The sequence below is a fragment of the Streptomyces sp. SN-593 genome (assembly GCF_016756395.1).
GTDB classification, from domain to species: Bacteria; Actinomycetota; Actinomycetes; order Streptomycetales; family Streptomycetaceae; genus Actinacidiphila; species Actinacidiphila reveromycinica.
This window is the reverse complement of the sequence record NZ_AP018365.1, coordinates 7,785,259-7,803,142: the sequence shown is the minus strand read 5'-3', so window position 1 is coordinate 7,803,142 and position 17,884 is coordinate 7,785,259. Positions and strand designations below refer to the sequence as shown.

The window sequence follows — 17,884 nt, the reverse complement described above, 5'->3', positions numbered from 1 at the left end:
ACGCACCGCGTGTCCCCGGCCCGCGCTCGTCCGGGCTCAGCCCACCACGTCATCCACGGGCCCGCACCAGCCCGTGGAGGAACGCGTACTTCACCGCGTGCGCGCGGTCGCGCAGTTGCGCCTTGGCGAAGAGGTTGTTGATGTGGGTCTTCACGGTGGCCTCGCTGACCACCAGCCGCTCGGCGATCCCCCGGTTGGTCAGGCCCTCGCCGATGAGGGTGAGCACCTCCGTCTCCCGGGGTGTCAGGTCGGGGGCGAGCCCGGCGCCCGGACGCTCCACCGGGGCCGCGCTCTTGACGGCCGCCGCCAGCAGCCGCTCCTGGACCGCCGGGTCGAGCACGGCCTGGCCGGCCGCGGCGGCCCGCACCGCGCGGGCGATGTCCTGCCGGCCGGACTCCTTGGTCAGGTAGCCGCGCGCGCCGGCGCCCAGCGCCGCGAGGATGTCCTGCTCGTCGGAGAGCGTGGTCAGCACCACCACGGCGACGTCCGGGAAGCGCTCGGTGACCTGCCGGGTCGCCTCCACGCCGTCCGTCCGCGGCATGTTGAGGTCCATCAGGATCACGTCGGGGGCGTGCTCCGCCGCGGCGGCCACCGCCTCGGCGCCGTCGCGTGCCGTGGCCACCACGTCCAGGCCCGGCTGGAGGTCGAGGACCACCGCCAGCGCCTCGCGGATCGCGGTCTGGTCGTCGGCGACGACCACCCGCACCGGCCGGTCCCCGTCGGTCCCCGCCGCGTCGCCGCCCGGCCGCTCCCCGGCACGGCGCTCCGATCCCGGTCCTGGCCCCTCCGGGGCGTACCCGCTCATACCGGTATCACCACGCGCACCCGCCATCCTCCCGCGTCGTCGCCGTCCACCACCGGACCGGCCGTCACCGTGCCCCCCACCAGTTCGACGCGCTCGCGCATCCCGACGAGTCCCATGCCGCCGCCGGCACCGGCCAGCGGCCGGGAACCCGCCGGCGGCGCGGAGTTCACCACCTCGAAGGCGGTCTCGTCCGGGCCGTACGCCAGATGCAGCCGGACCGGTGCGCCGGGTGCGTACTTGTGCGCGTTGGTCAGCCCCTCCTGGGCGCAGCGCACGATCACCTGGGCGGGCCGGACCGGCAGTTCGCGCGGCGATCCGTCGACGCTCAGCGTACCGGTGCCGGGGATCGAGCCGAGCATGGCGCGCAGCGTGTCGAGCAGCGGCAGGGCGTCCTCGCGCAGGTCGCGGACGGTGCGCTGGACCTCGGTCAGGCCGGCGCGCACCAGGCTCTGCGCGCGCTGCGCGGCCTGCCGGGCTTCGTCCACCGCACCGGACTCCAGCAGCGCGTCGGTGACCTCCAGTTGCATGTTCACCCCGGCCAGCGAGTGGGCGAGCACGTCGTGCACGTCCCGGGCGATCCGGGCGCGCTCGGCCAGGGCCTCGGCGCGTGCCTCGGAGCGCGAGGCCAACTCGGCCTGCCGCGCGGCGTCCCGCGCCGAGCGCAGCGCGTCGGCGTGCGAGCGGTTGGAGATGCCGACCAGCACGCTGACCCCGGTCAACGCGCCCAGGTACCAGGAGACGTGGCCGTAGCCGCTGCCGACCGGGAAGAGCAGCACGGTCGCGCACAGGAGGCTGGTGGCCGCCGCGAGGATCACCGCGGCGCGTTGTCCGAGGCGGTACCCGGCGTGGCCGGCGACGAAGAACGCGAAGAGCGACGCGGAACCGGAGCGGTCCATGCTCATCAGCGCGGCCGCCGCGACCGATCCCGCACCCAGCACGGCGGTCTGCGACCGGGGGGACAGCGTCCCCTCGGGGATCAGCCGGGTGCACAACAGCAGCGAGTTCAGGACGAGCAGGCACAGCACCGCGAGGCCGGTGCCGGAGGCCCCGCGAGGGTGGACCAGCACCGCGCAGACCGCGATCCCGGTGGCGGTGCTGAAGAGCTGGAGGAGGTGGTTCTCCGCCGTGAGCCAGGCGGTCACGGCTCGCATCCGGTGCAACTCAGGCTCTCTTCCCGCGGTCGGCCGGGCATCAGGTCCGGCGGTCGGTCGGCGCGGCCCTCCGCCCGGACGGCACCGGTCCGGTGGCCGGACGGCCGGGTCGGACGGCCGGGTCGGACGGCCGGGTCGGACGGCCGGGTCGGCGGCTGACAGGTCCGGCATCCGGGTCCGCCCGGCGGACGGCCGGTCAGCCGGTCGGGCCGCCGCTGCGAAACTACCAGCGCCGCCGGGCCGGCCGCCGACCGGCGGCATCCGCGCCCCCACCCGCACCGGCACCCGCACGGGCACGGACACCGGCACCCGCACCCACACCGGCACCCCCGCCTACCCCTGTCGTGTCGTTTCCGCGTGTCCCGCGTGCCCGGTGTCCCGCTCCCGGGTGCCGCCGCCCGGCCTGCGCGGCCAGGGCCCGCCGTGGTCGACCGGGTCCCTGCCCGGCCGGCCGGCACGCGAGGCCCGGAAGAGCGCCACCAGCGTCTCGGCCAGCACGCCGATCCCGACGGCGAGCACCAGGCCGTGTGCGGCGGCGTGCGCGGCCGCGGGCGCCGCCGCACGCCCGAGCAGCGCCGCTCCGGCCTGGAGGACCGCGCCCGCCGCCCACAGCAGCAGCGTGCCGGCGCCGTACCGCATCCAGGGCGTCCCGTCCCGCTCGGTCAGGCGCACGGTCGCGCCCCGGGCCAGCCCGAGGGCGGCACCGAGCCCGCAGCCCGCCGCCACCAGGGCGACGGTGGCCGGGCCCGCGGGGCGGGCGCCGCTGACGGCCACCAGCCCCAGCGCGGCGAGCGCCAGCGGTACCGCCAGCACGGGTCCGGCCCGCAGCGCCTCGCCGATCGTCCGGCGGGCGAGGACGTAGCCCACGCCGGACACGAGGAGGACGATGTCCAGGGGGTTCATCCCGGCCCTTCCCACGCGCGTTTCCGCCGGCCTGCCGCCGACACCCGCACGCTAGGCGCCGCTCCCGCCGGAACGATCCACCCACGGGTGGAGATCCGGGTGGACTCGGGGTGGAGAGCGGCCCGAGCGGGCCGGACCGGCCCCGCGGGGGCACGAGGGGCCCGGCAGCGCCGGAAGCACGGGCCCGGGGCGCGGGGCCGTCCACGTCGTGACGTTTCCGGATCACCGGCGGATACTGGGGGGTATGAATCGCACGCCCGGACGAGTGATGTCGGTACCGGGCCCCGGCGTACCGGCGGCGGCCCGCGCCGGCCGGCCACCGGCCGGCGGACCGGCCGCGCCGTGCCGCGGCGCACACCCGCGGGACGCCGCCATCGATCACCCTGGACCCATCCTCTGACCTGCTACGACACAGGCGGTTGCCCTGGCTGCCGGCCTGGCGAGGAGATTCCCGTGAAGATGCTGATCAACGTACCGGAGACCGTCGTCCCGGACGCGCTGCGGGGCTTCGCTGCGGTGCACACCGACCTGACCGTCGACGTCGAGCGCCGGGTGATCGTCCGCCGCGGGGCCCCGTACGACGGGCAGGTCGGGCTGGTGTCGGGGGGCGGGTCGGGACACGAGCCGCTGCACGGCGGCTTCGTTGGGCGGGGCATGCTCACCGCCGCGTGTCCGGGCGAGGTCTTCACCTCTCCGGTGCCGGACCAGATGGTCCGGGCCGCGGCGGCGGTGGACAGCGGCGCGGGGGTGCTGTTCATCGTGAAGAACTACACCGGCGACGTGCTCAACTTCGACATGGCCGCCGAACTCGCCGAGGACGAGGGCGTCCAGGTGGCGAAGGTGCTGGTCAACGACGACGTGGCGGTGACCGACAGCCTCTACACGGCCGGCCGGCGCGGCACCGGGGCGACGCTGTTCGTCGAGAAGCTCGCGGGCGCGGCGGCCGACGAGGGCGCTCCGCTGGACCGGGTCGCGGCCATCGCCCACCAGGTCAACGAGGTGTCCCGCAGCTTCGGGGTGGCGCTCAGCGCGTGCAGCACCCCGTCGAAGGGCGGTCCGACGTTCGACCTACCCGAGGGCGAACTGGAGTTGGGCGTCGGCATCCACGGCGAGCCGGGCCGCGAGCGCCGCGCCATGATGACCTCCGGCGAGATCGCCGACGTGGCCGTGGACGCGGTCGTCGAGGACCTGCGCCCCGACGCGCCGGTCCTGCTGCTGGTCAACGGCATGGGCGCCACGCCGCTGCTGGAACTGTACGGTTTCGCGGCCGAGGTGCACCGGGTCCTGGCCGCCCGCAAGGTCGCGGTGGCCCGTACGCTCGTCGGCAACTACGTGACCTCGCTCGACATGGCGGGCGCCTCCGTGACGATCTGTCAGGCCGACGAGGAGCTGCTGCGGCTGTGGGACGCGCCCGTCTCGACCCCGGCGCTGCGCTGGGGCTGCTGACCGCGGCGCCCGGCCGGTGCCGGGTCCGCGGGCGCGCACCGCGCGCCGTGCCGGTTCGACCACCCGTGGAAAGGCACACCGTATGAACGCCGCCCCCGAACAGCCCGAACTGCCGGCCGACATAGACGCGGACCTGCTGCGCCGATGGCTCGACACGGCGACGTCCGTGATCGAGCGGGAGGCCGCCCGCCTCACCGAGCTCGACTCACCGATCGGCGACGCCGACCACGGCAGCAACATGCGCCGCGGCTTCCTCGCCGCGCGCACGGCGATCGGGCAGGAACCGCCGGACACGCCCGGCGGGGTGCTGGTCGCGGTGGGCCGCCAGCTCATCAGCACCGTCGGCGGCGCCTCCGGGCCGCTGTACGGCACCCTGCTGCGGCGGACCGGCAAGGCGCTCGGCGACGCGCCCGCGGTGACCGCGGCGCAGTTGCGCGACGGCTTGAAGGCGGGGGTGGAGGGCCTGTGCCAGCTCGGCGGCGCGGTGCCGGAGGACAAGACGATGGTGGACGCGCTGGTGCCCGCGCTCGACGCGTTCACCGCGGCGCTCGACGCGGGCGACGGCACCGCGGTGGCGCTGACGGCCGCGGCGCGGGCCGCGGAGGAGGGCGCCGTGGCGACCACTCCGCTGCGCGCCCGCAAGGGCCGGGCGAGTTACCTGGGCGACCGCAGCATCGGCCACCAGGACCCGGGCGCGACCTCGGCGGCCCTCCTGCTCACCGCGCTCGCCGACACCGCCAGGGAGGCGTCCTCCTCATGACCGCGACCACCGGCAGCAACGGCAGCACCGGCAGCAGCACCGAAGGCTCCGCACCCGCGCTGGTCGGGATCGTGCTGGTCTCGCACAGCGCGGCGGCCGCGAACGCGGTCGCCGATCTGGCGGCCTCGCTCAGCGGCGGCGCCGGCGAGGTTCCCCTCGCCCCGGCCGGCGGCGGGCCCGACGGCGGACTCGGCACCAGCTCCGACCTGATCGCCTCGGCGGCACGCACCGTGGACCGGGGCGCGGGCGTGGCGGTGCTCGCCGACCTCGGCAGCGCGGTGCTCACGGTGAAGGCGCTGCTGGCCGACGACGAACTCCCCTCCGGCGCACGGCTGGTGGACGCCCCCTTCCTCGAAGGGGCGGTCGCCGCCGTCGTCACCGCGTCCACGGGCGCGGACATCGACGCGGTGGCGGCGGCAGCGGCGGAGGCGTACACCTACCGCAAGGCGTAGCGGTTCGCGCGCGGGTCACGGCGGCCCGCGGGAGGCGTCTCCCGCGGGCCGCCGTGACCGTCAGCGCCCGTACCCGAGCAGGTTCCGCACCATGCGGCAGGTGATGTCGGACGGCGGGTGGACGCCTATCCGCTCGGCGGTGCGGCGGATCCGCCCGTTCCCCGCCTGGGCCGGCTCGTAGACCCCCGAGTCGAGCAGGGCGATGGTCAGGCGCATGGTCTTCAGGCGGCGGTTGTGGGCGACGTACCACTCGCGGGGCAGGCCCGCGGGCAGCGGCTTCTTCGGCAGTGCGGGCAAGGGTGCGGATGCGTGTCGGCGGGTATCCAGGGGCGGTGCGGCAGCGGCCATCGGCTTCCTCCTGAGGCGTCGGCCAACCCTTTCGAACACTGTCGATTTTACCGCCAAGCACTGACAAAGCCCCCTGGCCGGAGCGGAGTCGGGGGCTACGGAAGCCGCTGCCCGGCACCCTCCGCCGCGAGGGCGGCGTCCGGCGCGGGCGCGGGCGCGAACCAGGTCGGCCGGTCGCTCAGCGCCGAGTCGATGCGGTCGCGGGCGAGCGGCCCGAGCGGCGGCAGCTCGTCGAGCGCGAACCAGCGCACGTCCAGCGACTCGTCGTCGTTGACCCGCGCCTCGCCGCCGACCGCCCGGCAGCGCAGCACCGTCTCGATGTACTGCGCCCGGTCGCCGTTGCCGTAGGTCACCGGTTCGGTGGTGAAGACGCTGAGCACCCGGTCGACCACCGCGGAGACGCCCGTCTCCTCCTGGATCTCCCGCACCGCGCTCTCGGCCGGCTGCTCGCCGGGGTCGGGGATGCCGCTGATGAGCGCCCAGCGTCCGGTGTCCGTGCGGCGGTTGAGCAGGACCCTGCCGCGGTCGTCGAAGACCACCATGACCACGCCGGGCAGCAGGAGGAGGACGTCCCCCGCCCTGCCGCGGATGTCCAGGATGAATTGGGGAGTCGCCATGCCCCGAGCCTACGAGATGGAAGGTGAACGCCACATCAGCACCAGGTTTCACAAGCTCGAAGAGCTTCCTGTGCGACATATCCACAGGGCGGGTGGTCACCCGTTACGGTGATCCGGACAGCAGCGCCCACGCGGGGAACGCGGGCTCGGCGGTACCCCGTCGCGCCCGGGTGGCGGCAGGGGGTCGGGGATGGACACGACGGCCGGCGGCGCGCCCGGAGCGGCGCGCGGGGTCCGCGCGGGGGCAAAGGCGCGTCCGCGCCGGGCCGCGGATACGGGCGGCGCGGGCACCACCGGCGACCACGGCGGCGACCGGGCGGACGAGGGCGGACCGGAGGGCGATCTGAACGGCGGGGCGCGGATCGGCGCGGCAGGGGTCGCGGGCGGGGGCACGACCGACCTCGCGCCCGCGTCGTCACGTACGGACACCGGCGGGGACGGCGGCCCCCGCACGCCCGTGATCTCCGGGCCCTCCTCCGGGGTCGGGTCCGCGTCCGGAGTCGGGGTCGCGTCCGGCAGCACGCCCGGGTCCGCGTCCGCAGCCAGGGTCACTGCCGTCGCCTCCGGGGCCGGGGCTGGGGCCGGGACCCTCTCCGCGTCGGTGCCCGGGGCCGGGTCCGCGGCCGTGCCCGGGTACACGCCCCGCTCCGGGGCCACGCAGGGCACCGCGGCCGGGTCCGGCGCCCGCGGGCGGCCGCTCCCGCCGCTCCGGGTGCCGCGGAGCCCGACCGCCGGCGGGGTGGACGCGGCGGGGATGGTCGTGCTGGCCTGCTGCGCGGTGTGGGTGGTGGTCTGCGCCGGCGGCCGCGAGGCCAGGCCCGAGGGCACGCTGCTGGCGCTGCTCGCGGTCACCGCCGGATACGCGGCGGGCCGGGTGCTGGGCGCGATGCTGCCGAAGCTGACCCTCGTCGCGGGCGCGGTGACGGTCCTCGCGCTGGCGCTGGGCCCGGCGCACCGGCTGTCGGGCGCGAGCGCTCCGCCGCTGGGCTACCCCAACGCCGACGCCGCGCTGCTCGTGCTGGCCGCCGGGGCGGCGTGCTGCGCCGCCTGGGGCGTCACGGAGCCGGTCCGGGGGGTGCCCGCGGTGGTGTGGCGGGTGCTGCTGCGGCTGCTGGCGCTGACGGCCGCGGTCGCGGCGCTGGTGCTCGGGTCGTCCGCGGCCTTCGCGGCGGGGGTGACGGTCGTACTGTGCTCGCTGGCGGCGGCCAGGATGCGGCACCACCGGCTGGTCGGCCTGGCCGGGCTCGCGCTGGCCGCGGCGCTGGCGGTCGGCGGGAGCTGCGCGGTCGCCGTGGGCGCGCTGCCCGGCGGACTGTCGGAGTCGCTGACCGGGCAGCTCACCCAGCCGCGCGTGGCGCTGTGGCACGAGGCGGTGGACCTGGCCGGGCGGCACCCGTTGCGCGGGGTCGGACCGGGGCGCTTCGCCGAGGAGAGCACGCCGCTGCCCTCGGACACCCCCACCGCGGAGACTCCGCAGTCCGCGCCGTTCCAACTGGCCGCGGAGCAGGGGGTGCCCGGCGTGGCGCTGCTCGGGGGCGCCTACCTGTGGACGCTGTGCGCGCTGTGGCGCTCCCCGCGGTCGACGCCGGCGGTGCTGACCGCCGCGGCGGCGCTCACCGGCCTGGGGCTGCTCGCGGCCGTGGACCACGTCCTCAGCTACGCCCCGGTGACGGCCGCGGCCGGGCTGCTGGCCGGCGTGGCGACCTCGCGGCCGCTCCCGGCGCAGGCACCGGCTCCCGACCGAGAGGCTCCGGAGCGAGGGGCTTCCGGCCGAGCGGCCTCCGAGCGGGAAGCCTCCGAGCGGTAGCCGGCCCGACGCGGTTCCGGCGCCGCTCCCGTCGCCGGACGCGCCCTCGCCGACCCCGGGGTGCCGGCTCACGGCATCCCCGCGCGGGACTGGTCGGGCCCCGGCCCGCACACCCGCTCCCCCGCGGGCGCCGCTCCCGTCGCCGGACGGCCGGCGCGAACGGTGAGGGCGCCGCGCCCGGCACCCTCGCCGACGCCTGATCGGGCCCCGCCCGTACGGGCCCGTACGCCCACCGCCCGCCACCTACCGCCCGACGACCGCGCCCCGGACCCGCCCGGTCGCCCGGTCGGGACGCGCCGCCTCAGCGGATGCCGGGGCCCTGCTGGTCGCGCGGGTGGGCGGTCATCCCGAGCATCTCGCGGATGGCGCGCACCGCGCCCTCGGCGTCGTCGACGGTGACGGTGAACCACCGGCCGCCGCCGAGGTCGATCACGATGCCGGGCCCCCGCCGCACCACGACCGCGGTGCCCTTCTCGGGCCGCCAGCGGTAGCCCCAGCCGCCCCACGAACGCGGGCTGATCACCGGGTCCAGCCGGGCGCCGCTGACCTCGCCCATCGGGATGCGGCGGCGCGGCACTCCGATGTGCCCGCAGCGCACCTGGACCGCCTCGCGGTCGACGCGCACATGGACGTGGGTGAAGGCGACGGTGCCGAACAGGACGAGCAGCCCCACGGCGAGGCAGCCGACCACCGACATCACGAGCGGGGCGAGGCTGGCGGTGGGGCCGGGGCCCTCCACCGCGAGCGAGATGCCGAGCGCCACGCAGGCGGCGCCCACCGCGGCGGGCACCCACTGCAAGCGGTTCCTGGCCCGACCCGTCCACACACGGGACGCGCCGGTCTCCGGCCGGGGAGCGTGCGTCATGCCCCGAAGCGTACCTATCCGCGGGGCGTCCGGCACCGTTCCGGGTCAGGCCGTGGCGGCCGTCACGGCGAGCCCGGCACCCTGCGGATAGGCCAGCGCGGCGGCGGGCAGGGGAGCGGGGCGGCCGCTGAGGACGACCTCGACGGTGCCGCCGCCCGGGGTGGGGGCGACCCTGCGCAGGGCCTGGGCCGCCACGGCGTCCGCCGAGCCGTACAGGACGGCGCCGGGCAGGGCCGCGGCGATCCGGTCCGCGACGAGCTCGTAATGGGTGCACCCCAGGACGACGGCGCCTACGCCCGACGGGGTGAGGGCCGCCGCCGCGGCGACCGCCGCGGCGACGGCGTCCGCGTCGGCGTGCTGCACCGCGTCGGCCAACCCCGGGCAGGGGACTTCGGTGATCCGCGCGCCGTTGCCGAACTCGGCGATCAACCCGCGCTGGTAGCCGCTGCCGGTCGTCGCCGGGGTGGCCCAGATCGCCACGTCCCGGTGGCGGGCCGCCGCGGGCTTGATCGCCGGCACGGTGCCCACGACGGGCAGCCCGGGTTCGAAGGCCGCCCGGAGCGCGGGCAGCGCGTGCACGGACGCGGTGTTGCACGCCACGACGAGGACGTCCGGCCCGTGGGCCGCCGCGGCCCGCGCGCAGTCCAGGGCCCGCGCGGCCACGTCGCCAGGGGTTCGCGGGCCCCAGGGCATGCCCTCCGGGTCCGAGGCGAGGACCAGGTCCGCGTCCGCCCGCATCCGCCGTACGGCCGCGGCGGCGGCCAGCAGCCCGATCCCCGAATCCACCAACCCGATCTTCACGGCCCCACTCTACGGGCTGTCCCGTAGTCCCCGGCGGATCAGCGGGCGGCGTCGGATGCGGTGGATCGCAAGGCGGACGCGCGCTCCCATACCGTCGCATACAAGGACGAGCGAGACAACGAAGGGAGACGCCGTGGCTGTCGTCGCACGCCCGTCGGGAATCGCGGGACAGCCCTCGGCCAAGCGGTCCCCCGCGGACCGCCGCCGACCGCCGCCCGCCGCCGACCGCCGCCCGCGGACCGCCGCCGGGCACGCCGTGCGGGGTCCTGGCGCCGTCGCGGCGCCGGACCTCGGGCAGACTGCGGGGGTGAGCGTGATGACTGGGGTCGCAGGGGTGTCGTTGGTGGCGTGGCTGTGGTTGCTGGCGGGGCAGGGGGGGTTCTGGCGTACCGACGTGCGGCTGCCGCGCGGCGGCGCCGGGTCCGTGCGGGAGTGGCCGGACGTCGCGGTGGTGGTGCCCGCGCGGGACGAGGCCGAGGTGATCGGGCGGAGTCTGGCCTCGCTGCTGGCGCAGGAGTACCCGGGCCGCGCGGAGGTCTTCCTGGTGGACGACGGCAGCACCGACGGCACGGGCGACCTGGCGCGGGAGCTGGGCGAGCGGCCCGGCGCGCTGCCGCTGACCGTGACCTCCCCGGGCGAGCCGCCCCGGGGGTGGACGGGCAAACTGTGGGCGGTCCGGCACGGCATGGCACTGGCCCGCGAGCGCACCGGCGCGGAGTTCTTCCTGCTCACCGACGCGGACATCGCGCACCGCGAGGGCAGCCTGCGGGCCCTGGTGGAGGCCGCCGTCGGCAACGACCTGGACATGGTCTCCCAGATGGCCCGGCTGCGGGTGGAGACCGGCTGGGAGCGGTTGATCGTTCCGGCGTTCGTGTACTTCTTCGCGCAGCTTTACCCCTTCCGCTGGATCAACCGCCCCGGGGGCCGCACCGCGGCGGCGGCCGGCGGGTGCGTGCTGCTGCGCGCGTCCGCCGCGAAGGCCGCCGACGTGCCGGACGCGATCCGGCAGTCGGTGATCGACGACGTGGCGCTGGCGCGCGCGGTGAAGCGCTCGGGCGGCCGGATCTGGCTGGGCCTGGCCGAGCGGGTCGACAGCGTGCGCCCGTATCCCGATCTGGCCGAGCTGTGGCGGATGGTGGCGCGCAGCGCCTACGCACAGTTGCGGCACAACCCGCTGGTGCTGGCCGGCACCGTGCTGGGGCTGGCGCTGATCTACCTGGTGCCGCCGGTCGCGGCGGTCGGCGGCGCGGTCGCGGGAGCGTGGCCGCTGTGCGTGCTGGGCGCGGCGGCGTGGGCGGTGATGGCGGGGACGTACCTGCCGATGCTGCGGTACTACGGCCAGCCGTGGGCCCTCGCCCCGCTGCTGCCGTACACCGCGGCGCTCTACCTGTTGATGACGGTCGACTCGGCGGTGGAGCACTACCGCGGCCGGGGCGCGGCGTGGAAGGGCCGCACCTACGCCAAGCCCGACGCGACCGCGTGATCGCGCCCCGCCCCTGCGTGCGGCCTCATTGACGCCCCGTCAGACGGCCCGCCGGAGGGTGCGCCGACCCCGGGGGTCACGCCCGCGACACGAGCCTTTTACCTGATCACATCCTGAGATGGTGACCGTTTTCCGGGGATTCGCTCGTATTGGTGGCCTGAGGTCACTCACTGCACGCAAAACAACCAACCAATCGGTCTCCCCAACAACCACATCGTGGGCTTAACTTATGGCCCATGACCACCCCCCGCGGTTCGTACGGTGGCGGCTCCGGCAGCTACTACCCTTCGTCTGCGTCCTTCCCGGACACCCCGATCTACGACAGCCTCGTGGCCGAGCGCGGCACCCCGCAGATCGCCCCCATCCGTGTGCCCGCGCCGTACCCCTCGTACGAGTCCGGCGGCTACAACTCCTTTGGCGGGGGCGGGAATCTGCCCGCGCTGCCGGCCGCGCTCCCGGCCCTGCCGGCCGGCCCCTCGGCCCCGGTGCAGCAGATGGGCCAGCAGCACCAGCCGCAGTACCAGCCGGCGCAGAACGGGTACCAGGGCGGGGGCTACCCGCAGCAGCCCGCGTCCTACGCCCCGCAGCAGGCCGGGATGCCGCGCCAGCCGCAGACCAACGGCTACGGCGGCTACCCTGCGCAACCGCAGCAGCCGTCGCCCTCCGGGTACCAGACGGCCCGTCCGGCGCCGCCGCGGCCGATGGCGCCCCGGCAGGGTCCCGCCGGGCACCCCGAGGACACCTACCAGCGCCGCAACCTGGGGCTCGGGGTCCCGCCGGCGCAGCCCGGAGGCGGGTACTACCAGGGCTGACCCGGAGCGGCACCCGAGGGCGATGGCACGATGGTCCTATGACCATGCCCACCGTCAGCGCGCTGCACCTGTATCCGGTCAAGTCCATGCGGGCGACGAGCACGCCGGCAGCGGTCGTGGAGCCGTGGGGGCTCGCGGGGGACCGCCGCTGGATGCTGGTCGACGCCGCCACCGGCAAGGCCGTCACGCAACGCGAGGACCCCCGGCTGGCGCTGGTGCACACCGCGCTCGACGGCCGTGGCGGGCTGCGCGTGACCGCGCCCGGCCGGGAACCGCTGGACGTCGCCATGCCGGCGCCCGGCCCGCTGGAGACGGTGCGGATCTTCGCCGGCGAGCTGGATGTACGGACCGCCGGCCAGGCGGCCGACACCTACTTCTCCGCCCACCTGGGCACCGCTGTGCGGCTGGTCCACCTCGACCGCCCCGACCTGCGGCGGCCCATCGCGCCCGAGTACGCCGAACCGGGCGAGACCGTCAGCCTCGCCGACGGCTTCCCGCTGCTGGTCACCACCAGCGCGTCGCTCGACGCGCTCAACGCGCTGATCGCGGCGGGCGACCAGGCCCACGAGGGCCCGCTGCCGATGGACCGGTTCCGACCCAACGCCGTCGTGGACGGCACCGAGGCGTGGGCCGAGGACGGCTGGCGGCGGGTGCGGATCGGCGAGGTCCTCTTCCGGGTGCCCAAGCCCTGCGGGCGCTGCGTGATCACCACCACCGACCAGCGCACCGGGGCCAGGGGCCGGGAGCCGCTGCGCACCCTGGGCCGGCACCGCAACATCGACTCCAAGCTGGTTTTCGGCCAGAACCTCGTACCCGAGTCGTCAGGAACCCTGCACGTCGGCGACGCGTTGACCGTGGTGGAGTGACGATTCGACGCGCCCTTTCCGCGCCCCCGCGGGCTGGCCGTGCATTGAACCGCGCCGGTTGCGGTAGTTGATGGGTGTGAAGGGGGTGACCGCCGATGAGGGGTCGCACGACAGGCACCGTGCGCGGATGGCGCTGGCGGCGCAATCCGCTGCGCCGGCGCACGGACGTGGTGGAGACGTGGCTCGGGGTGCTGTTCGTCGCCCTGCTGTGCGCTTCGCCGCTGCTGGGCTGGTGGGCGGACAGATCGGTGGGCCGCGTCCTGCGCCACGAGGTCGCCACCGAGCACGCCGAGCGCACCCTGGTGACCGCGACCCTCGCCCGGTCCAAGCCGTCCGGCTCCGAGACGCACCCCACCGAGCAGTTGCGCTGGACCGGGCCCGACGGCGCCTCGCACACCGCCACGGTCTCCTCCGACCTGGAGGTGCTGCAGCAGGGCCGGATCAGGATCTGGACCGACCGCAAGGGCGCCCCGGCGGCGCCGCCGCTGGACTCCGCCACCGCCTCCACCCACGCGGTGCTGGCCGGCGTGGCCGCCGGATCGGCCGCGGCCGGACTGCTGGTGATGGGGCGCCAGTTGCTGATGTGGCGTCTGATGCTGCGCCGGCTGGAGTCCTGGGCGCGCGAATGGGCCCGGGTCGGCCAGGACTGGGGCCGCGCGGGCGCCGGCGGCTGACGCCCGCGCGGGCCCCTGGGTGTCCACCAGTCCGCCGCGCGTCACCAGCATGCCTCCGCTCGCGCTACGGTTGATCCCCGGTCGGCCGACGCAAGAGGGTGGGGGCTGAGCAGCCCGATGGCACATGGCGTGGTGCAGGTGACCAATCCGAGCAGTTCTCGGTGGCGCCGCCGCACAGGTGAGTACGAGACCCTCGCCGCCGCGCTGGAGGCGGCGAGTGACGGTGACGTGCTCTCGATGGGTCCCGGCACCTACCGGGAGAACCTGCTGGTGGACCGCGCGGTCACGCTGCGCTGCGCGGACGGCCCCGGCACCGTGCGGCTCGCGCCCGCCTCCGGTGTGGCGCTGACCCTGCGCGGGCCCGCGGTGGTGCAGGACCTGGTGGTCGAGTGCCAGGACGTCACGTCGGCCGCGGTGCTGGTCGAGGCGGGCGCCCCGGAGCTGTCGGGGGTGCGGATCAGCACCCGCTCGGCGGTCGGCCTGGAGGTCCGCGACGGCGCCCGGCCGACGGTGCGCCGCTGCACCGTGGACAACCCGGCCGGCGTCGGGGTGAGCGTGCTGGAGGGCGCGGGCGGCCTGTTCGAGGAGTGCGAGGTCGTCGCCGCCGGGCAGAACGGCTTCGCGGTCCGCGGCGGCGCGGGCCCCCGGCTGGAGCGCTGCCGCATCCACCACGCCTCGGGCGCCGGGGTGTCGATCACCGGCGAGGGCAGCTCGCTGGAGGCGGTGAGCTGCGAGGTCTACGAGGTGCGCGGCACCGGCGTGCAGGTGTCGGCGCAGGGCAGCGGGCAGTTCACCGACTGCCAGGTGCACCGGACCACCGGCGACGGCATCACCCTGGACACCGACGCGGTGCTGGCGATGGCCGACTGCGACATCCACGACATCCCCGAGAACGCGGTGGACCTGCGGGCCCGTTCGGTGCTCACCCTCACCCGCAGCTCGGTCCGCGGCTTCGGCCGCAACGGCCTGTCGGTCTGGGACCCGGGCACCCGCGCGGACGCCAACCAGTGCGAGATCCACGACAGCACCGGCGACTACCCGGCAGTGTGGGTGAGCGACGGCGCGGTGGCCATACTCGACTCCTGCCGCGTGCACGACGTGCCGGACGCGCTGTTCGTGCTGGACCGCGGCTCGCGCGCGGACGTCGTGGACAGCGACTTCACGCAGATCCGCAACACCGCGGTGTCGGTGAGCGACGGCGCCAGCGTGCAGTTGGACGACTGCCGGATCAAGGAGGCGGCCACCGGCGCGTGGTTCCGCGACCACGGCAGCGGCGGCACCCTCGCGCAGGTCACCGTCGACGACACCGCGACCGGGGTGATCGTCACCAAGGGCGCCGACCCGGCGCTGGAGCGCTGCACCATCACCAACCCCACCGAGGCGGGCGTCTACGTCTCGGCCGGCGGCCGGGGCGCCTTCAACGGCTGCCGGGTGGTCGGCAGCAAGGGCTTCGGCTTCCACGTCATCGACGGCTGCCGGTCCCACCTGACCCGCTGCCGCACCGAGCGCTGCGCCCGCGGCGGCTACGAGTTCTCCGAGCCCGGCCCGGTCACCGAGGACTGCACCAGCGACCGCGCCGCCACCGACGACGTGCCCGCGCCGGTGCCCACCGCGGCGGGCACCGCCGACGCCGGGCCCGCGCCCGCCGACTCCGGCCCCTCCGCCCGGCTGCGGAGCACCGGCGCCCAGTCGTACGGCCTGCTGGGCGGTGTCCCGGCGCAGCGGCCGGCCGAAGCGGAGCAGGAGGCGCAGGTCCGGGTGACCGCGCGGGAGAGCGACGCGGTGCTCGGCGACCTCGACGCGCTGGTCGGTCTGGACGGCGTCAAGCGCGAGGTGCGCACCCTGATCGACCTGATCTCGGTCGGGCGGCGCCGCGAGCAGGCCGGGCTGAAGGCCCCCTCCCCGCGCCGCCACCTGGTCTTCACCGGCTCCCCCGGCACCGGCAAGACCACGGTGGCGCGGCTGTACGGGGAGATCCTGGCGTCGCTCGGCGTCCTGGAGCGCGGGCACCTGGTCGAGGTCGCCCGCGTGGACCTGGTCGGCGAGCACATCGGATCGACCGCGATCCGCACCCAGGAGGCGTTCGACCGGGCGCGCGGCGGGGTGCTGTTCATCGACGAGGCGTACGCGCTCGCGCCGGAGGACGCCGGCCGCGACTTCGGGCGCGAGGCGATCGACACCCTGGTGAAGCTCATGGAGGACCACCGCGAGGCGGTCGTGGTGATCGTGGCCGGCTACACCGCCGAGATGGAGCGGTTCCTCGCCTCCAACCCCGGGGTGGCGTCGCGCTTCTCGCGCACCATCACCTTCGGCGACTACAGCGCGGAGGAGTTGCTCCGGATCGTCGAGGCGCAGGCCGCCGAGCACGAGTACCGGCTCGGCGACGACGCCGCCGACGCGCTGCTGAAGTACTTCACCGCGATCCCCAAGGGCCCCGCCTTCGGCAACGGCCGCACCGCGCGCCAGACCTTCGAGGGCATGATCGAACGGCACGCGGTCCGCATGGCCCACGTCGAGGAGCCCACCCACGACGAGTTGCAGCTCCTCTACCCCGAGGACCTCCCCAACCTCACGTAGCGACGGGACCGGCCCGGCCGCGGGTCCGGTACCCGCAAGGACCGGGTCGTCCGCGCAGGGTCCGGCAGCGCCGGGGGTGCGGTACCGGGCGTCGCGGGCCCGGCCGGATCCGCCGGACAGGCCCTAAGATGAGCGGTCTGCCGATAGGACAACATCACGGACGGGACGGGGTCACGGGTGAGCGACAACCAGAACCTCCTCGCGGAGCAGCGTCGGGCCCTGATCCTGGACGAGGTCCGGCGGCGCGGCGGTGTGCGGGTCAACGAGCTGACCCGCCGCCTGAACGTGTCCGACATGACGGTCCGCCGCGACCTGGACGCGCTCGCCCGGCAGGGCGTCGTGGAGAAGGTGCACGGCGGCGCCGTGCCGGTGGTCGAACCCAGCAGCCACGAGCCGGGGTTCGAGGCCAAGTCCGGCCTGGAACTGGGCGCGAAGGAGGCGATCGCGCGGGCGGCCGCCACCCTGGTCCCGCCGGGTGCCGCCATCGCGCTGGCCGGCGGCACCACCGCCTACGCGCTGGCGCAGCAGCTTCTCGACGTGCCGGACCTGACCGTGGTGACCAACTCGGTGCGGGTCGCGGACGTCTTCCAGTCCGGGCAGCGCCCGGTGGGCGGCGCCCACGGCACGGCCGCGGCGACCGTGGTGATCACCGGCGGGATGCGGACGCCGTCCGAGACGCTGGTCGGGCCGGTCGCGGACCGGGCGATCCAGTCGCTCCACTTCGACCTGCTCTTCCTGGGCGTGCACGGCATCTCGGTGGAGGCGGGCCTGTCCACGCCGAACCTCGCGGAGGCCGAGACCAACCGCCAGTTCGTCCGCTCGGCGCGGCGGGTGGTGGTGATCGCCGACCACACCAAGTGGGGCACGGTGGGCCTGAGTTCGTTCGCCGCCCTGGAGGACGTCGACACGCTGGTCACGGACGCGGGCATCCCCGAGGTGGTGCGCGAGGAGATCGCCGAGCACCTGTCGGACCTGATCGTGGCGGGCGAGCCGGCCCCGGCCGCCCTCGACTGAGCGGCCTCCTCGACCGGGCGCCGCCGGCGCGGACACCGCCGCCGACCGGCCGGGTTCCCCGGCGGGGCGGTGGCCGGGGGCCGCGCGGGCGGGTTCAGCCGTTGCCGGTGACCAGCGACCAGGCGTGGCCGGGCGAGAGCACGACCAGCAGGACCACCACGAGCAGGACCACCGCGGCCACCCCGCGCAACCGTCCCCGGCGCAGCGTCCGGCGGTCGCCCTCGTCGGTGCGGCCGGTGCGCCAGGAGGTGTCGGCCGCGGCAGGCGCAGCGACGCCGCTACGCCTGCCGCGCCGCCGCCGGCCGCCCTCCGCGGCGGCGCGCTCCTCCTGCTCCCGCAGCCGCCGGGCCACGATCCGGGCGCGTGCGGACGGTTCCTTGGGGGCGGACGCGCGGATGTCGCGCTCGTTGTCGGAGAGGAACTGTTCCCACACCTCGTCCGGGATGGACGACTCCCCTTCCGGGGTGGGCGCGGAGTCTGTGGTCATCGGGCGTGCTCTCATC

General features: G+C 76.0%; 18 protein-coding genes. 10 read left to right on the top strand and 8 right to left on the bottom strand.

What is annotated here, in order from left to right:
* Positions 1 to 49 precede the first annotated feature (49 nt).
* From RVR_RS33200 to RVR_RS33190, 3 genes are all read right to left on the bottom strand, one after another.
* Entirely contained in the window at positions 50 to 805 is a 756-nt protein-coding gene (locus tag RVR_RS33200; RefSeq protein ID WP_202237623.1) for a response regulator, read from the bottom strand.
* Positions 802 to 1,956: a sensor histidine kinase gene (locus RVR_RS33195; RefSeq protein WP_202237622.1), complete on the bottom strand. Its 1,155-nt coding sequence runs from the start codon at positions 1,954 to 1,956 to the stop codon at positions 802 to 804. The genes RVR_RS33200 and RVR_RS33195 overlap by 4 nt, the downstream gene beginning before the upstream one ends.
* A gap of 333 nt (positions 1,957 to 2,289) precedes the next feature.
* On the bottom strand, positions 2,290 to 2,859 hold the full coding sequence (locus tag RVR_RS33190; RefSeq protein WP_202237621.1) for a hypothetical protein: 570 nt from the start codon (positions 2,857 to 2,859) through the stop codon (positions 2,290 to 2,292).
* 453 nt (positions 2,860 to 3,312) lie between these two features.
* Here RVR_RS33190 and dhaK point away from each other — a divergent pair, with 453 nt between their 5' ends.
* The 3 genes from dhaK (at position 3,313) to RVR_RS33175 (ending at position 5,517) form a co-directional block, all read left to right on the top strand.
* Positions 3,313 to 4,305, top strand: a complete 993-nt coding sequence (dhaK, locus tag RVR_RS33185) for a dihydroxyacetone kinase subunit DhaK (RefSeq protein WP_202237620.1) — start codon at positions 3,313 to 3,315, stop codon at positions 4,303 to 4,305.
* A gap of 82 nt (positions 4,306 to 4,387) precedes the next feature.
* The gene (gene dhaL, locus RVR_RS33180) at positions 4,388 to 5,065 is read left to right on the top strand and encodes a dihydroxyacetone kinase subunit DhaL (RefSeq protein ID WP_202237619.1); all 678 of its coding nucleotides are present in this window, start codon (positions 4,388 to 4,390) and stop codon (positions 5,063 to 5,065) included.
* Positions 5,062 to 5,517 carry a PTS-dependent dihydroxyacetone kinase phosphotransferase subunit DhaM gene (locus RVR_RS33175; RefSeq protein ID WP_202237618.1) on the top strand — a complete coding sequence of 152 codons (456 nt, stop codon included), beginning with the start codon at positions 5,062 to 5,064 and terminating at the stop codon, positions 5,515 to 5,517. The genes dhaL and RVR_RS33175 overlap by 4 nt, the downstream gene beginning before the upstream one ends.
* 60 nt (positions 5,518 to 5,577) lie before the next feature.
* On the opposite strand, the gene RVR_RS33170 is transcribed toward RVR_RS33175, so the two are convergent.
* Positions 5,578 to 5,865: a hypothetical protein gene (locus tag RVR_RS33170; protein WP_202237617.1), complete on the bottom strand. Its 288-nt coding sequence runs from the start codon at positions 5,863 to 5,865 to the stop codon at positions 5,578 to 5,580.
* Between the two features lie 95 nt (positions 5,866 to 5,960).
* Positions 5,961 to 6,482, bottom strand: a complete 522-nt coding sequence (locus RVR_RS33165; RefSeq protein WP_202237616.1) for an NUDIX hydrolase — start codon at positions 6,480 to 6,482, stop codon at positions 5,961 to 5,963.
* A 190-nt stretch (positions 6,483 to 6,672) separates the two neighbouring features.
* Here RVR_RS33165 and RVR_RS33160 point away from each other — a divergent pair, with 190 nt between their 5' ends.
* Complete coding sequence (locus RVR_RS33160) at positions 6,673 to 8,289, top strand: O-antigen ligase family protein (RefSeq protein ID WP_237405113.1); 1,617 nt, start codon at positions 6,673 to 6,675, stop codon at positions 8,287 to 8,289.
* Between the two features lie 301 nt (positions 8,290 to 8,590).
* Here the strand turns inward: RVR_RS33160 and RVR_RS33155 are convergent, their stop codons facing one another.
* Both RVR_RS33155 and RVR_RS33150 read right to left on the bottom strand, forming a co-directional pair.
* Positions 8,591 to 9,154, bottom strand: coding sequence for a hypothetical protein (locus tag RVR_RS33155; RefSeq protein WP_202237615.1), 564 nt, complete (start codon positions 9,152 to 9,154; stop codon positions 8,591 to 8,593).
* 45 nt (positions 9,155 to 9,199) lie between these two features.
* On the bottom strand, positions 9,200 to 9,955 hold the full coding sequence (locus RVR_RS33150; protein ID WP_237405112.1) for a glutamate racemase: 756 nt from the start codon (positions 9,953 to 9,955) through the stop codon (positions 9,200 to 9,202).
* A gap of 316 nt (positions 9,956 to 10,271) precedes the next feature.
* Here RVR_RS33150 and RVR_RS33145 point away from each other — a divergent pair, with 316 nt between their 5' ends.
* The 6 genes from RVR_RS33145 (at position 10,272) to RVR_RS33120 (ending at position 17,381) form a co-directional block, all read left to right on the top strand.
* Positions 10,272 to 11,438, top strand: coding sequence for a glycosyltransferase (locus RVR_RS33145; protein WP_202237614.1), 1,167 nt, complete (start codon positions 10,272 to 10,274; stop codon positions 11,436 to 11,438).
* Between the two features lie 236 nt (positions 11,439 to 11,674).
* On the top strand, positions 11,675 to 12,250 hold the full coding sequence (locus tag RVR_RS33140; RefSeq protein ID WP_202237613.1) for a DUF6643 family protein: 576 nt from the start codon (positions 11,675 to 11,677) through the stop codon (positions 12,248 to 12,250).
* A 38-nt stretch (positions 12,251 to 12,288) separates the two neighbouring features.
* Positions 12,289 to 13,116, top strand: a complete 828-nt coding sequence (locus tag RVR_RS33135; protein WP_202237612.1) for an MOSC domain-containing protein — start codon at positions 12,289 to 12,291, stop codon at positions 13,114 to 13,116.
* Between the two features lie 95 nt (positions 13,117 to 13,211).
* Positions 13,212 to 13,790 (top strand): Rv1733c family protein, encoded by a 579-nt coding sequence (locus RVR_RS33130; RefSeq protein ID WP_202237611.1) that lies wholly within the window; start codon positions 13,212 to 13,214, stop codon positions 13,788 to 13,790.
* 117 nt (positions 13,791 to 13,907) lie between these two features.
* Entirely contained in the window at positions 13,908 to 16,367 is a 2,460-nt protein-coding gene (locus RVR_RS33125) for a right-handed parallel beta-helix repeat-containing protein (RefSeq protein ID WP_202237610.1), read from the top strand.
* Positions 16,368 to 16,544: 177 nt separating this feature from the next.
* A complete protein-coding gene (locus RVR_RS33120) occupies positions 16,545 to 17,381 on the top strand; it encodes a DeoR/GlpR family DNA-binding transcription regulator (RefSeq protein ID WP_202237609.1) in 837 nt (278 codons plus the stop codon).
* A gap of 94 nt (positions 17,382 to 17,475) precedes the next feature.
* On the opposite strand, the gene RVR_RS33115 is transcribed toward RVR_RS33120, so the two are convergent.
* On the bottom strand, positions 17,476 to 17,868 hold the full coding sequence (locus RVR_RS33115) for a hypothetical protein (protein WP_202237608.1): 393 nt from the start codon (positions 17,866 to 17,868) through the stop codon (positions 17,476 to 17,478).
* Between the last annotated feature and the right edge of the window lie 16 nt (positions 17,869 to 17,884).

Bases quoted from the DNA above. Each gene is read 5' to 3' on its own strand.
- RVR_RS33200 (WP_202237623.1), bottom strand. From the start codon at position 805: ATGAGCGGGTACGCCCCGGAGGGGCCAGGACCGGGATCGGAGCGCCGT.
- RVR_RS33195 (WP_202237622.1), bottom strand. From the start codon at position 1,956: ATGCGAGCCGTGACCGCCTGGCTCACGGCGGAGAACCACCTCCTCCAG.
- RVR_RS33190 (WP_202237621.1), bottom strand. From the start codon at position 2,859: ATGAACCCCCTGGACATCGTCCTCCTCGTGTCCGGCGTGGGCTACGTC.
- dhaL (WP_202237619.1), top strand. From the start codon at position 4,388: ATGAACGCCGCCCCCGAACAGCCCGAACTGCCGGCCGACATAGACGCG.
- RVR_RS33175 (WP_202237618.1), top strand. From the start codon at position 5,062: ATGACCGCGACCACCGGCAGCAACGGCAGCACCGGCAGCAGCACCGAA.
- RVR_RS33170 (WP_202237617.1), bottom strand. From the start codon at position 5,865: ATGGCCGCTGCCGCACCGCCCCTGGATACCCGCCGACACGCATCCGCA.
- RVR_RS33165 (WP_202237616.1), bottom strand. From the start codon at position 6,482: ATGGCGACTCCCCAATTCATCCTGGACATCCGCGGCAGGGCGGGGGAC.
- RVR_RS33160 (WP_237405113.1), top strand. From the start codon at position 6,673: ATGGACACGACGGCCGGCGGCGCGCCCGGAGCGGCGCGCGGGGTCCGC.
- RVR_RS33155 (WP_202237615.1), bottom strand. From the start codon at position 9,154: ATGACGCACGCTCCCCGGCCGGAGACCGGCGCGTCCCGTGTGTGGACG.
- RVR_RS33145 (WP_202237614.1), top strand. From the start codon at position 10,272: ATGACTGGGGTCGCAGGGGTGTCGTTGGTGGCGTGGCTGTGGTTGCTG.
- RVR_RS33140 (WP_202237613.1), top strand. From the start codon at position 11,675: ATGACCACCCCCCGCGGTTCGTACGGTGGCGGCTCCGGCAGCTACTAC.
- RVR_RS33135 (WP_202237612.1), top strand. From the start codon at position 12,289: ATGACCATGCCCACCGTCAGCGCGCTGCACCTGTATCCGGTCAAGTCC.
- RVR_RS33130 (WP_202237611.1), top strand. From the start codon at position 13,212: ATGAGGGGTCGCACGACAGGCACCGTGCGCGGATGGCGCTGGCGGCGC.
- RVR_RS33125 (WP_202237610.1), top strand. From the start codon at position 13,908: ATGGCACATGGCGTGGTGCAGGTGACCAATCCGAGCAGTTCTCGGTGG.
- RVR_RS33115 (WP_202237608.1), bottom strand. From the start codon at position 17,868: ATGACCACAGACTCCGCGCCCACCCCGGAAGGGGAGTCGTCCATCCCG.